16 protein-coding genes and 1 pseudogene are annotated in these 13327 nt (G+C 65.0%); 9 read left to right on the top strand and 8 right to left on the bottom strand.

All coding sequences use genetic code 11. The features are described 5' to 3' along the window. Positions 1–16 precede the first annotated feature (16 nt). Positions 17–1870: a PAS domain-containing hybrid sensor histidine kinase/response regulator gene (locus M2351_RS20945; protein ID WP_264657989.1), complete on the top strand. Its 1854-nt coding sequence runs from the start codon at positions 17–19 to the stop codon at positions 1868–1870. A gap of 414 nt (positions 1871–2284) precedes the next feature. On the opposite strand, the gene M2351_RS20940 is transcribed toward M2351_RS20945, so the two are convergent. Further along, positions 2285–3484 carry an IS256 family transposase gene (locus M2351_RS20940; protein WP_264654291.1) on the bottom strand — a complete coding sequence of 400 codons (1200 nt, stop codon included), beginning with the start codon at positions 3482–3484 and terminating at the stop codon, positions 2285–2287. A 58-nt stretch (positions 3485–3542) separates the two neighbouring features. Between M2351_RS20940 and M2351_RS20935 the strand changes: the two genes are divergently transcribed. From M2351_RS20935 to M2351_RS20910, 6 genes are all read left to right on the top strand, one after another. Beyond that, on the top strand, positions 3543–4205 hold the full coding sequence (locus M2351_RS20935; RefSeq protein ID WP_406567418.1) for a transposase: 663 nt from the start codon (positions 3543–3545) through the stop codon (positions 4203–4205). A 183-nt stretch (positions 4206–4388) separates the two neighbouring features. Then, on the top strand, positions 4389–4592 hold the full coding sequence (locus tag M2351_RS20930) for a hypothetical protein (RefSeq protein ID WP_264657988.1): 204 nt from the start codon (positions 4389–4391) through the stop codon (positions 4590–4592). Between the two features lie 557 nt (positions 4593–5149). Then, the gene (locus tag M2351_RS20925) at positions 5150–5926 is read left to right on the top strand and encodes an SGNH/GDSL hydrolase family protein (protein ID WP_264657987.1); all 777 of its coding nucleotides are present in this window, start codon (positions 5150–5152) and stop codon (positions 5924–5926) included. Further along, the gene (locus M2351_RS20920; RefSeq protein ID WP_264657986.1) at positions 5913–6485 is read left to right on the top strand and encodes a PIN domain-containing protein; all 573 of its coding nucleotides are present in this window, start codon (positions 5913–5915) and stop codon (positions 6483–6485) included. Before M2351_RS20925 ends, M2351_RS20920 begins: the two co-directional genes overlap by 14 nt. Before the next feature lie 69 nt (positions 6486–6554). Next, complete coding sequence (locus M2351_RS20915) at positions 6555–6950, top strand: NUDIX domain-containing protein (protein WP_264657985.1); 396 nt, start codon at positions 6555–6557, stop codon at positions 6948–6950. Positions 6951–7001: 51 nt separating this feature from the next. After that, positions 7002–7151, top strand: coding sequence for an NUDIX hydrolase (locus M2351_RS20910; protein WP_264657984.1), 150 nt, complete (start codon positions 7002–7004; stop codon positions 7149–7151). 124 nt (positions 7152–7275) lie between these two features. Here the strand turns inward: M2351_RS20910 and M2351_RS20905 are convergent, their stop codons facing one another. After that, a complete protein-coding gene (locus tag M2351_RS20905) occupies positions 7276–7563 on the bottom strand; it encodes an HU family DNA-binding protein (RefSeq protein ID WP_264657983.1) in 288 nt (95 codons plus the stop codon). 456 nt (positions 7564–8019) lie between these two features. Here M2351_RS20905 and M2351_RS20900 point away from each other — a divergent pair, with 456 nt between their 5' ends. Beyond that, positions 8020–8709 carry an SOS response-associated peptidase gene (locus tag M2351_RS20900; protein ID WP_264657982.1) on the top strand — a complete coding sequence of 230 codons (690 nt, stop codon included), beginning with the start codon at positions 8020–8022 and terminating at the stop codon, positions 8707–8709. A gap of 81 nt (positions 8710–8790) precedes the next feature. On the opposite strand, the gene M2351_RS20895 is transcribed toward M2351_RS20900, so the two are convergent. The 3 genes and pseudogenes from M2351_RS20895 to M2351_RS20890 form a co-directional block, all read right to left on the bottom strand. Next, positions 8791–9219 carry a hypothetical protein gene (locus M2351_RS20895; protein ID WP_406567425.1) on the bottom strand — a complete coding sequence of 143 codons (429 nt, stop codon included), beginning with the start codon at positions 9217–9219 and terminating at the stop codon, positions 8791–8793. A 21-nt stretch (positions 9220–9240) separates the two neighbouring features. Then, positions 9241–9348, bottom strand: a pseudogene (locus M2351_RS45200) (DUF2934 domain-containing protein); the annotation flags it as partial. Positions 9349–9518: 170 nt separating this feature from the next. After that, positions 9519–10061 carry a hypothetical protein gene (locus tag M2351_RS20890; protein ID WP_264657980.1) on the bottom strand — a complete coding sequence of 181 codons (543 nt, stop codon included), beginning with the start codon at positions 10059–10061 and terminating at the stop codon, positions 9519–9521. A 334-nt stretch (positions 10062–10395) separates the two neighbouring features. Between M2351_RS20890 and M2351_RS20885 the strand changes: the two genes are divergently transcribed. Next, positions 10396–11421: an aldo/keto reductase gene (locus tag M2351_RS20885; RefSeq protein WP_264657979.1), complete on the top strand. Its 1026-nt coding sequence runs from the start codon at positions 10396–10398 to the stop codon at positions 11419–11421. 156 nt (positions 11422–11577) lie between these two features. Here the strand turns inward: M2351_RS20885 and M2351_RS20880 are convergent, their stop codons facing one another. From M2351_RS20880 to M2351_RS20870, 3 genes are all read right to left on the bottom strand, one after another. Further along, a complete protein-coding gene (locus M2351_RS20880) occupies positions 11578–11931 on the bottom strand; it encodes a hypothetical protein (RefSeq protein WP_264657978.1) in 354 nt (117 codons plus the stop codon). 172 nt (positions 11932–12103) lie between these two features. Further along, positions 12104–12760 (bottom strand): hypothetical protein, encoded by a 657-nt coding sequence (locus M2351_RS20875; protein WP_264657977.1) that lies wholly within the window; start codon positions 12758–12760, stop codon positions 12104–12106. A gap of 309 nt (positions 12761–13069) precedes the next feature. After that, positions 13070–13324, bottom strand: a complete 255-nt coding sequence (locus M2351_RS20870) for a hypothetical protein (RefSeq protein ID WP_264657976.1) — start codon at positions 13322–13324, stop codon at positions 13070–13072. Between the last annotated feature and the right edge of the window lie 3 nt (positions 13325–13327).

The raw sequence follows: 13327 nt of genomic DNA, 5'->3' as shown, positions 1-13327 counted from the left end.
GACCCCGCCCGAGCACATGGCGGCGAGTTGGCGCGCGTTCACCGAACTGACGACCAGGGGGCGTGCGACGCCCTATGAGAAGGAATACTTCCGCAAGGACGGCTCGCGCTGGTGGGGCCTGTTCGCCCCACGCCTGCTCGAAGAAGGCGAGGCGGTGGAGTTCATCCTTGAGATCTCCGAGCGCAAGCTGGCGGAGCGCCGTCAGTCCTATCTGTTCAAGCTGAACGAAGCGTTGCGCGACTTGGCCGATCCACAGGCTATGATCGACACGGCCATGGCGACACTGGGCGCGTTCCTTGAGGTGGCGCAGGTTGGATACGGCGAGATCGACGAGGCCCAGGCCCACGTGACGGTGCACCGCGACTGGAACGACGGGCGCATCGCGTCCGTTGTGGGCACCTGGCGCATGGACAATTTTGGACCCGCGTTCATCGCCGGGATGGAGCGCGGCAAGACCATTGTTATCCCGGATATCCGTGAGGACGCGCGGATCTGCGCGCCTGAGGTGGTTGCCTCATTCGAACTCATTTCCACGCGCAGCATTCTTGACGTGCCTCTGGTGAAGGACGGGCGCATGGTGGCCATGCTGTTCATCCACCATCCCGAGCCGCGGGCCTGGACGCCGACGGAGGTCGCGATCGTCGAGGAGACTGGCGAGCGTCTGTGGTCGGCGATCGAACGCGCTCGCGCCGAGGAGCAACTGCGGGTGGCGCGCGACCATGCCGAGCAGGCGCGCCGCGCGGCTGAGGACGCGAACCGGACCAAGTCTCACTTCCTGGCGGCGGCGAGCCACGACCTGCGCCAACCCGTCCAGTCGCTGTTTTTCCTGCTGTCGGCGCTGGAAGGCCGCGTCAAGCCAGGGGCGGAGAAGACCCTCGCACACGCCACCGAGGCCGTCGCAGCGTTGAAGTCGCTGCTTGACGGCCTGCTCGACATTTCCCGCCTCGACACCGGTGCGGTCGAGCCGGAGATCAGTGATTTTCCGATTTCCACTCTGCTGGAACAGATCGACGCCGAGTACAAGCCAATCGCTGAAGCCAAGGGGCTCGACTGGCACGTCACAGTGTCGAACGCCACGGTGCGGAGTGACCCGGCCCTGCTTGGCCGCATGCTGCGGAACCTGTGCCAGAACGCGATCCGCTACACGGAAGCCGGAAGCGTGCTGCTGACCTGGGGCGCCGTCGGCGATGCCCTGCGCATCAAAGTCCAGGACACTGGGATCGGCATCCCGCCCGACAAGGTGAATGACATTTTCGAAGAGTTCCTCCAGATCGGCAATGCGCACCGGGATCGCAGCCAGGGGCTTGGGCTGGGCTTGGCGATCGTGCGGCGTCTTTCCAAACTGCTGGGGCACCCGGTCGAAGTGAGTTCGGCGCCCGGCGAAGGCTCGACGTTCTGCATCACCGTGCCGAAGACAGCTACCTTGGCCTCCCGGCATGTGGAGGCTGACGTCATCCCGATTGCGCAGGGAGAAGGCGAGCTAGTGATCGTCATTGACGACGAGGACCTGGTGCGGCATGGGCTTAAGATGTTGATCGGATCCTGGGACTACACCGTCCTCGACGCCGCATCCGGCTCGCAGGCGCTTGCTGCGCTCCAGGGAAGTCAGCGGGTGCCGGATTTGATCATTTCCGACTACCGCCTTCCCGAGGGCAGGACCGGGATCGACGTGATCCGCGCCATTCGGACGCACTTCAGCACGGCGATCCCGGCCATCCTGCTGACAGGCGAAACCACGCGCGAAAGCACCGCTGAAGCGGCGGCTGAGGACATTTCGTTGGCCCACAAGCCGATTTCACCATCCCAACTGCACGCAATACTGCGAACCAAGGTCTCGGTGCAGGGAAGGAAGCAGGACAGGGCCAAGTAGCTAATCCAGCGTTCTGGTTTAGGAAAAGGGGAACATGCCGGTCCATGCTTGGTCACATTCCCGTGCTCTTGAACTTCCGCCATTCCTGATCTCGCACCAGTTCCCCTGCCTCTGGCATGAGGAGGCTGGGATGGGACCAACAGCGGTGGAACTGGTGGCAGGCATCGTTGACCAGATGGAATGGGCCGTCACGGGAACGGGTCGGCCTCCGGTGCCGACCAACGCCATCCTTGAGACGCTGCGCTTCTTTCTGCGCGAAGGCGTGCAGTGGCGGGAACTTCGGGCCTCACCGGATCGCGCCTCCGGATCAACGTTGCGCCGTCGTCTGACGGAATGGAGTGCAACGGCGATCGTGCCCCGAGGCGTGGTGTCTGAGGGGGCCTCTGTGCTCTTCGGCGGGTTGAGGCCGCCGGTCTACTCCGCTGCGATGGACAGCGGATCAGGGGTGTGAGGGTGGCACAGCTCGGCCAGGCTTTCCATGGTCATGTAGCGCCGGGCCACCGCCCATTCATCATGCTGCTCCAGCAGCAAGGCGCCGACGAGGCGCACAACCGCCCCTTCGCCAGGGAAGATGCCGACGACGTTGGTGCGCCGCTTGATCTCGCCATTCAGCCGCTCCAGAGGATTCGTGCTGTGCAATTTGGTGCGCAGGTCCTTGGGGTACTTCATGTAGGCCAGCACGTCGAACTCCGCCTCGTCCATCAGCGCCGCCAGCTTGGAAAAGCGCGGCCGCAGGCTGTCGGCCACCCGGCGCCACTGCTCATGCGCCGCCTCAGCGGTCTCCTGGGCAAAGGCGGTGCGAATGGTGGCCGCGACCATCGTCTGGTGCGCCTTGCCGACGCAGGCGAGGAGATTCCTCATGCAATGAACACGACAGCGTTGAAGTGTGGCGCCCAGCACCTTGGAAGCGGCGGCCTTCAGCCCGAGATGCGCATCGGCGATCACCAGCTTTACGCCGCGTAGGCCCCGGCGGGTGAGGGTGCGCAGGAAATCGGTCCAGAAGGTCTCGGCTTCCGACAGCCCGAGGCCGAGCCCCAGCACCTCGCGCCGGCCATCGCTGTTGACGCCGATGGCCAGTATGGCGGCGAGCGAGACGATGCGGCCGTCCTGGCGCACTTTCACGTAGGTCGCATCCAGCCACACAAAGGGCCAGTCGCCTTCCAGCGGCCGGTTCAGGAACGCCTGCACGCGCTCGTCGATGTCCTGGCACAGGCGGCTGACCTGGCTCTTGGAGATGCCGGTCATGCCCATCGCCTTGACCAGATCATCGACGTTGCGCGTCGAGATGCCCTGCACGTAGGCCTCCTGAATCACCGCGATTAGCGCCTTCTCCGCGGTGCGGCGCGGCTCCAGGAAGGCCGGGAAGTAGGAGCCGCGCCGCAGCTTGGGGATGCGCAGGTCGATGGCCCCGGCGCGCGTCTCCCAGGTCCGCTCCCGGTAGCCGTTGCGCTTGGTCTGGCGGTCCTCGCTGCGTTCGCCATACCCGGCGCCGCACAGGCTCTCCACCTCCAGCTCCATCAGGCGCTGGGCGGCGAAGCCGACCATCTCGCGCAGAAAGTCGGCATCGGCGCTCTTCCCAATCAGCTCCTGAAGAGCGATCCTGTCCTCGGTCATCGTGGTCTCCGTCTTGGTTGATGGTCGTTAAGCAACCTCAACTTAGCCGAAGAACACGGTGACCGCCGCTCCCGAACGGCCGGCCCGCCTGCGCCAGCTATGGGGGAGCGCTCCGGCGGGCCAGCCTCACGCCTCAGACACCACGCGGTGGGACGCGATCGCAACGGCCCTCTTGCGCCGTGTCCACGCCGTGCTGATCCGCATGGTGCGCTCGGGTCCGGAAGCCGCACAGGCATGGGATGTCGTTGTGGATAGTTGCTCGGTGCGCGCGAAACGGGGCGGCGCCTTGACCGGCCCGAACCCCACCGACCGCGGCAAGCTGGGCACCAAGTACCACGTGGTCGTTTCGACGGATGGGCTTCCGCTGGCGACGTTGCCCTCCGCGGCCAACGTTCACGACACCCGGCTCTTCCCCGACCTGCTCCGGTTGGCCATGGTGGTCTGCGCCAGCATCGCTCGGCTGTATGGTGACGCCGGGTACGACAGCGCCGACAATCGTTGGCTCTGCTTGCGCGAGGGCATCCAGCCCATCATCCGTAAAATCGGCGAGCCACATGGCTCTGGGCTCGGGAAAGTCCGCTGCATCGTCGAGCACGCCTGTGTTTGGTTGCTCGCCAACAAACGCCTGGATCGCCGCCATGACAAGTTGGGCATCATCGTCGATGCGCTGCTCACCGCAGCCTGCATCTTTGTCGTCGCGGCTCGCCTCGTTGAGTTCTGAAAACCATGCTTAAGGCTGCGCCGACAGCGGGCTGTGTGAGGCCCCGGGAGCGCCAAGGGCACGCTTCCTCTTGCGTGGTCGCCAGCCTTCGGTCGGACCATTTTTAGCTGTTGTTGCAGCCCGGACATCATGGTGGAGGCATATCGGAGTATGTTGGGCGATCCTCGGAGCATGGAGGAACCCGTGCCACCCGTCACCAAGGAGATGATGCGCGACGCCATTGCGACGGTTCGCGGTGCAGACGTCGTCTCCGCCGAACAGAAGGCACGTTTGATGGCGAAGCTGGCGCGGATCGAGAACGAGCTGTGTCCGGACACGCACCGTTGCCTCAAACAGTGGCCGGACTGCCGGTGTGCCAGGATGATCGCCGACGTGCTTGGCTCCTGAGTGCCAGGCAGTGCAACGGTCATGGTTTCGCAGGACCTTGTGTCTATTGCTTGGGAGCGCCCAGCGTTATGATGGGCTGGTCGTCCATCCTGTCAAGTGATGATCGACAAAATTTCGGCGGCCCGCGTGGCCGCCTCCATTTCTCCCTTGTCCGGTTAACACCGCACGACGGCCGTCGTCGCGAGATGCGTGCTTGTCACAATGGAGGGCGTCGGTCTGGGACATCGAAACAGCCGATGGCGCGATTGCCTGACGCCGGTGTGCGTTGGTAGCATTTTTGTCGTCATGACGCGGGTGCGCGGCCAGTCCGAGCAAACCAAACTCCTCCTGTGGAGTAGGCCGCCCAGTCACAGGGCGTTCGCGTCAGCCCCGCGCCTGGGGCAGGCAGCGTAGGGCCGGCTTCATTTCTTCCCACGCTGACTTCGGCGGCTGATACGGCCGCCGTTCTTATGAGTGCCTCCGCTGTCGAAGCGTCCTGCCCCTACCCTTCCTCGGAACGACGCACCGATGGTGCGGTTGACGTCGAAGATCACCCTGTTCGCCCTTCTGGCTCCATCATGATCACCGGCCCGCTCGTTCCATGTTTGGTCATCCTGCTGCTGGCCCGCGCAGCGGCCAGCGCGCCGAGCGGCGGCTCACCCGCGTGCGACGTTCCGGATCAAGACGTCACCCTCGGCACGCGGCTGCCGCATGTGGCCCAGCGCCTGGCCAAAGACGAGCCGCTGCGCATCGTGGCCATCGGCTCCTCCTCGACAGCCGGCGCCGGCGCCAGCGATCTCGCGCACCCCTACCCCGCTCGTCTCGCCGGCTACCTGCACCAACGCTTGCAGACTTCGCCCATCGCCGTGCTCAACAAAGGCATCAACGGGCAGATCGCGTCGGACATGGTGGAGCGCTTTCAGCGCGACGTTCTGGATGAGAAACCCGATCTGGTCATCTGGCAGGTGGGCGCGAATGCCGTGCTGCGCGACATCGATCTCTCTGTCAACGAGGTGGTGATTCGCCGCGGCGTGCAGAGGCTCAAGGCGGCCGGGATGGACGTCGTCCTGATGGACCTGCAATACACCCCGGCGATCCTGGAGAGGGCGCATTACGAGGAGATGGAACAGCGCCTCGCGCGGGTCGCAGCCGATGAGGGTGTTGGTCTGTTTCGCCGCTTTGCCATGATGCACGAATTGCTTCAGCAGCGGCAGGTTTCCATGTCCGACCTGGTCGGGTCGGACCGTGTGCACCAGACCGACTTCGGCTATGACTGCATCGCCCGCACGCTGGCCAGGGCGATCCTGGACGCCGCGCGCATGGACGCCAGTGATCGCAGGAATGACCATCCCTGATGATCCGGTCAAATGGAGCCCAACGGTGGTGGACGGCAACGGCACAAAGGTGATGGAAACGGAGTCCGTGCATGAACCGGCCGAAGCTGCCTCCGACGTTCGGTTGTCTCGCGACACAGGCGCCGCCATGAAGGGTGTCATCCTGGACACAAACGTCTTTGTGGCGGCCGGCTTCCGGCCACAAAGCGCGTCGGGCCGCGTGGTCGAGGCGGTGCGAAACGGTCGGTATCGACTGATCTGGACCGAGGCCACGCGGCGCGAAGCAGAAGCCGTGCTCGGCCGAATTCCGCGCCTGCACTGGACGGACGTGTCCGACCTCTTCGCCGACGCGGGCGCGTTCACCCGCGCCGTGGCGCCGGACGCATTCGCGTACAATACGGATCCCAATGACCGGAAGTTTGCGGCCCTGGGGGCGGCAACCGGATGCCCGGCCGTCAGCAGCGATGGCGATCTGCTGGCTCACAAGGAGGTCTTCAGCTTCGACGTTCTGACGCCCCAGTCGTTCCTCCAACGCGAGGGGCTTGACCCTGGGGGTGGTCGAAAGGCCCCACGTGCCTGAACCATCTGTCCGGTGGGGACATGCCGCAGCCGCTCTACATTCTTCCGGCCGTCAGCAGGAGAGCAGGCCATGTCCGAACACGAGGAGCGCAGTCCCTGGCGAACGCTGGGCTCACGCACCGCCTTTGAGAACGGCTGGATGCGCGTTGTCGAGGACGAGGTCATCGATCCCGGTGGGCAACGGACCACCTACGGCGTGGTGCGGGTCAAGCATCACGGCGTGGCGGTGCTGCCCATCGACCGGCGCGGTTGGACGCGCTTGGTCGGCCAGTTCCGCTATCCTCTCCGCCGCTATCTTTGGGAAATTCCGAAAGGGAACGGAGAGCCCGGCGAAGAGCCGGAGGCCGCAGCGCGCCGCGAACTGGCCGAAGAAACGCGGCTGGCCGCCCGCCGTTGGCTTGCGCTGCCGCCGATGGAAACCTCGGTGGCGCTGTCGGACGAACGCGTGACGCCCTTTGTGGCGTGAGGCCTGGACTGCGATGATGGTGCCGAACCGGACGCTCAGGAAGACTTGGCCGTGCGCCGCCTGTCCTTCGCCGAGGTGGTCGGCATGGTGGATCGGGGGGAGCTGACGGACATGGTCAGCGCCATGCTCATTCTACGCGTGAGCCGTCTGCTCAGCCTTGGAGCGCTGCCGCCGGAGCTGCATGAGCGTTTCGCTCCCTGACCGACGCCAAGGAGGTCAGGGAGCGATGCCCCTGTGGCCTCGTGCCCCGCGGGTGGGCGCCGGACCATGCCGGAAGTGAGCATCTCTGCCTCCTCCGGCACGGCCAATTCAGAACGCTTTGGGCTTACGCGGCCTTGCCGTTGTTGATGGCGTCCTTGAGGGCCTTGCCGGCGGAGAACTTCGGCGCCTTGGAGGCCGCGATCTTGATCTCGGCGCCAGTCTGCGGGTTGCGGCCGGTGCGCGCACCGCGCTCAGCAATCTCGAACTGCCCGAAGCCGGGCAGCTTGACCGTTTCGCCCTTGACGAGCGCTTCCTGCAGGCTGTCGATCACGGCGTCCAGCGCCTTGCCGGCATCCGCCTTGCTGCCGCCCAGCTTGGCAGCGATGGCGTCGATGAGATCGGACTTGGTCATTTCCAGTTTCCCCAGTCGTGGCGGAACCCCAGCGTTCCCCAAAGGGGTTCCTGTAGCCTCCGAGTTAACCTGCCACCGACTCTGTGCGCAAGAGCCTCTGGGCGCTGGGCCATGTCCAGCAAGCGACATGACACTGTGCTCGTGATCAGCGTTGATGGGAGCGGATCGGCAACGATCGGGGCTGTCTTTCTCTTCCTTCGGTGGCCATATGGAAACCCGGACCAAAAGCTGCGTTGATCCCCCTCTCAGCTTGCGGAGCCCGTGGGCGGCGGCCCCACCGCCGCCCGCACCATACCGCGCCGGCCCGTCCACAAAACGCTCCTGCACGCTTGTCCCTTCCCCAACCGTCGCCGGCTCGCTTTCCATCGCCGTCGGCACTGCTCCCCTTCGTACTGGTCCCCCAACGTTGGTTCCGTCAGCTCTTGCCGGGCCACGGATCGCGGTTACAATGCGCCCATGTGTGGACGCTTTGCCCTCAAGAGCCCTCCATCCCTGATCGCCGAACGTTTCGGCGTCGCTGGTCCTTTGCCGAATCTCACAGCCCGCTTCAACGCGGCCCCGCTGCAGGACTTGCCGGTGGTGCGCCTCAATCCGGACACTGGTGAGCGCAACCTGCATCTGCTGCGCTGGGGCTTGGTGCCGGTGTGGGCCAAGGACGCGACGATCGGCAGCAAACTGATCAACGCCCGATGCGAGACGCTGACGGAAAAGGCTTCGTTCCGGACGGCGTTCCACAAGCGCCGTTGCCTGGTGCCCGCGGACGCCTTCTACGAATGGAAGCAAGCCGGAAACGTTAAGCAGCCATACGCTATCACGACGACTGACAACGGCCCCTTCGCCATGGCCGGGCTGTGGGAAGCCTGGAAGAACCCCGACGGACTTTGGGAGCGCACCTTCACCATCATCACAACCACGGCCAATGCGCTACTGTCGGAGTTGCACGACCGCATGCCGGTGATCCTCCCATCCGCGCAATGGCCGGCTTGGCTCGGCGAGGAGCCGGTATCGGACGAAACATTGAGGTCTCTGCTGCGCCCCTACCCGGCACCGGAGATGCGCATGTGGCCGGTGTCACGCGACGTCGGCAATGTGCGCAATGACCGCCCCGATCTCCTCGACCCACTCGAACAGACTCGCCTGATCTAACGCGACCCCGCTACTGACCGGGCACGGGCCAGGGGCGCCCTCAATGGCCACCGGATGGTGGATCACCCTACCCCACCGTCATCAAACCGCGGGCGTGCGTTGGGGCTTGGCACCTTCCTTGGTGGCTTGGCGCTGATCGCCGCCATTCTCCCCGGCAAACTGGGTGGCCGCCTTGCGTGTCTTGGTCGAGGATGCTGCCTTGTCCGGCTTGATGTCCGCCGGGGTCCAGACGGCTTTCGACCTCTTCTTGGAAGTCGTGACGGTCATCGACGCCTCCCTGACCGGCTTTCTCTGCGGGGCACGGACACGTGTGGCCTTTGGCTTTTCCGCCGCGGGTACAGCATTGACCGAGGCCTCCTCGCCAGGGCCGGCTTCGGCCACTTGCGTCGCCGGTTTCGCCCGACTCCCGCGCTTGGCACCGGTGACAGGTTCGGTTGCACGGGCTCGACGGTGCCGGGGCGCCTCCGGTGCGGTCACCAGCGCAACCGTTTCCACCTCGGCTTCGGCCATGCGCTCCTCGGCCTCGATCTCCGCGCAGGCCTGCGCCCAATGAACCTCGTGCCGCCCCTCCGGACGTCCTTCACGCTCCCAGATCTCATGGGCGCGATGCCGGATGCGGTCCTCGCGACTGCCTTGCATTAACGATCTCCAAGGGAAAATGATCTGCTAACCGAACGAAGAGAAAGTTGTCGAGTTCCCGATTATTCTCTCAAGTCAGCAACACGGAAAAGTGCGGCTTCTCTCGTAAGACATGCGCGCCGTCCTTATGCACGACGCCCTACGCCTGATGAAACGGGAGACAGTAAAGTTCAGCGCAGCGAGCCCCCTACCCCCATCCGCGCTGCCGCTTGCGCCTCCACCACCTCCACGAAAGCCGGGGCGAGCACCGCGCTCTCCTCGTTGTCGAAAAAGCCCGACGTGAATTCCAGCACCCCCGCGACGATGACGGGTGCCGGCAGAGCGGCGATCCGGCCCAGGACCTCGCTCATGGTCGGCCGCAGGCCCGTGCAGGCGTGTTCCGCTAACACCTGTTCGATCACCGCGTCGTAGAGCGCTTTCGCATCGGGGCCGGCCGCGGCAAACCACGCGGCCCGGTCGAGGGTCGCCACCACCCGCCTCCAGGTCACCACGTCTCCGATCGCCGAAGGCTCGGCGCCACCGGCGAGCAGGCGCAGTGCCACCGCCGCCCAGACCAGCCCGTCCGCGCCCGGTCGCCGGACTTCAGCCATCACACGCTCAAGCACAACTCGCTCCTGGCCTGATCGCTCACCGGAAGCCAGCCCAAGCCCATCCACCAATCGCCCGACCGAATCGTCATCGGCCGCGCCGAAATCCCAGACACCCATGCTCATGCCATGCCCAACAGGCTGTTCCTGTCCCCGTTCACACAAATCCCCTTCCGCCAAACCCCATGGCGAAAGAATGCCATTCCGAGCAAATTGCTTTGGCCAATGATAGAACCGATAGGCAAATGGAGAATAGGTTGCTGCGCCACCGGGCGGTCCTCGGTCCAGAGCAACGCACGACCGTCACGTCCATAGCGATGCCGATACCATCAGCACCCGGTTGCGCGCGTGAAAACCATATTCAACATGCTGTCCGGGATGTCCATGATCATCTCCGCACGCGCACAGCCAAACTGACGGGCTGAGCCGCCCAAAAAAGCGGAACGGGAGGGTGAAAAGGATGGACTACCGCAAACTCGGCCGCAGTGGCGTGAAGGTGTCGCCGCTGTGCCTCGGCGCCATGATGTTCGGTGGCCCCACCGACGAGCCGACGGCTGCGCGGATCATCGCGCAGGCCGCGGAGGCCGGCATCAACTTCATCGACACCGCCGACGTCTACAACGACGGCCGGTCGGAGGAAATCGTCGGCCGCGCCGTGAAGGGCGATCGTGAACGCTGGGTGGTGGCAACCAAGGTCGGCAATCCGACGGGACCGGACCCGAACCAGCGCGGCCTCTCGCGGCGCCGGCTGAACGTGGCATGCGCCGCGAGCCTTCGGCGCTTTGGCACGGATTGGATCGACCTGTACTATCTGCACCGCGAAGACCCCGACACGCCGCTGGAGGAAACCGTTGCCGCGCTGGGCGACCTGATCCGCAGCGGCAAGATCCGCGCCTTCGGCGTGTCCAACTTCCGGTCCTGGCGCATCGCCGAGATCTGCCGTCTGTGCGACGGTCTGGGTGTTGACCGGCCGGTGGCCTGCCAGCCCTATTACAACGCCCTCAACCGCATGCCGGAGGTCGAGATCCTGCCCGCCTGTGGCCACTTCGGTTTGGGCGTGGTCCCCTACAGTCCCCTTGCCCGCGGCGTGCTCACCGCGAAGTATCGTCCCAGCGACGAACCGCCCCCCGATACTCGCGCCGGCCGCAAGGACCAGCGCATGATGAACACGGAATGGCGCCCGGAAAGTCTGGAGATCGCCCAGGAAATCAAGAGCCATGCCGACGCGCGCGGCATCACAGCGGGACAGTTCGCTGTTGCCTGGGTGCTCAACAACCGCCTTGTGACCGCGCCGATCGCCGGGCCGCGCACGGACGAGCAATGGCGCGCTTACCTCGGCGCGCTGGATTACGCCTTCACCGCCGAGGACGAGGCCTTGATCGACCGGCTGGTGACGCCCGGACATCCTTCGTCTCCAGGCTACAACGACCCTGCCTACCCCATCGAGGGACGCCCGGTGCGGACCACGCCAGTGGTGAGACCATAGGCCACGTCACGGGACTGTGCCCCAGTCCCGACCGGGCCAGGGTCGGCTTGCTTGGGAAGCGGCGAGTGCCGGGTTCACCCGGCACTCACGGATGGGCCACCTCGGGGCGGCCTCTCGCCGCCTGGGACAATCGTCTTCGTTCAAGCACCGCTCGCATCAGCCGGCGAGGGCGGCCTTCACGAGAACAGCGGCACTCTCGGGGGTGTCTCTCTTGTCGAGCTTCTTCGCCACATCCTCGATATCGACGGCCGGCATGATGCGGCGGACCTGCCGAGACACGGTCACCAGTCGGCGCTGCGCCAACCGGACTTGGTCGCCGAGTTCGCTGAGCGTCTGGTAGGCCTTCCGCCGCGCTGCGGTGTCAATGCTGCCACTCGTTGCGGTGGCGCGTTCCGTCGCGGCGGCCAACTCCGTACACACCTGCAGGTACATGGCGATGGCGTCGGTCAAGCGGCGGCGGGCCTCCAGCTTGGGATCGACGGGGATGCTGCCCGACGTGGAAAAGGACACTTGGGTTCCTCCTTGCTGGTTGCCATAGGGCTCGGAAAATGAGCGGCGAGCCCTCGCGTGTTCAGCGATCATAACCAGCAACATCGTGCAGGATGAGCCACAGCGAGGCCTAAAACGGAACGGCGGGCCGCGGTCTCCGGTCCATATGTTGAAGGTGAAGTCAGCACACCGGCTACTTGGCGGTTGCGCCATGCTCGCGCCTAAATTCGAGTACGCCGCGTTGCAGCAGGGCCGCCGCCAATCCCACATAGCTGCCTCGTCGTTCTGAGGGCAGCGCGGCGAAGGCGTCCCGTGTCACGCCATTCGGAAAATCAGCGGACAGATACCGGATCAGGGTCTGCTTGACGTCGCTGGTCGGGATGTCGCGCACGGTCTGCGGCACCGCCTCATGGAAGTTTGGCTCCAGCGTAATCGGAAGCCCTTCCAGTTCGAAGGTGAGATGGTCCTCCGCGGATTGAGCTTCGGTTGTGGGCGCCGCTTGGCCGGTCTCGATCAGGATCACGGTGGCGAGCATGTCGATCGCGGCCTCGACGGCTTCCTCCCGCGTCGAGCACCCCTGGACGGCGTCGGTGCCGATGATGGCTTCGTCCCCGGGCGCCGAGGTCTTGAGCAGGATGTCCGCCTGCCATCCGGTGCCAGTGTGGTAGATGTGGACGCCCGCGAGGTTCGACCGCTTCAAGGAAGGCCACATCGCAGCCGGAACCGCACCCGGACCGAAAGCCGCCGCCGGAGGTTCTCCGGAACGCACCTTGACCTGCGCCTGCACCAGAAGAGGCTTGAGCAAGCGTTTCGCATTCCGCTGGGCCTCGGCATCCAAACGATCGGCCAATTCACCCTCTCCCAGGCTTTCCTATGGGCGCACAGTGTGCCGCACGCTGCAGTCGCTCGTCCATCGGGCAGTCTTGCCCCTCCACGACACGGGCCGTGCGTTGACGGCGACAGATGGCCGCCGACCAGCGGCTTGGCGTTGGACGCGTTGGCGCTGGTGCCGATTGAGGGGACGCGGTCCGAATGGCCGCACATGCCGCCAGTTCCAGCCCTCCAAGCGAGGGCCGATTGTTGAGCGCGTCACCACGTAGCCCCGGATGCATTCCCAAAGGTGAACGCCTCAATGGCTTCCTCGCGCCTCCTGAGAAAATCAGGAAAACGGGTTTTTTACCTGGTCCGGGGCCTTCGGTGGCTCGATCCGCTCGGGAAGGTTCTTATCAGCTTCCAGGACCTTCACGACCTTGTCCAGCACGGCTTTCAGAGCTTTGGCCTGGGCGAGCCCCTGCCGGTCTCGGGTCAGGTCCACCGAGCCATAGATCGCGACCTTGTCGGTCCCGTTCTCAACCTTCAAGTCGCCAATCTCCAGGGCGTCGGCGTCATTGCGGTAAGGATCGATGCTTGCCATGCT

The organism is Azospirillum canadense, from assembly GCF_025961225.1.
Classification (GTDB): domain Bacteria; phylum Pseudomonadota; class Alphaproteobacteria; order Azospirillales; family Azospirillaceae; genus Azospirillum; species Azospirillum canadense.
Note: the sequence above shows the minus strand (reverse complement) of the source record. Positions and strands in the feature narration are given on the sequence as shown.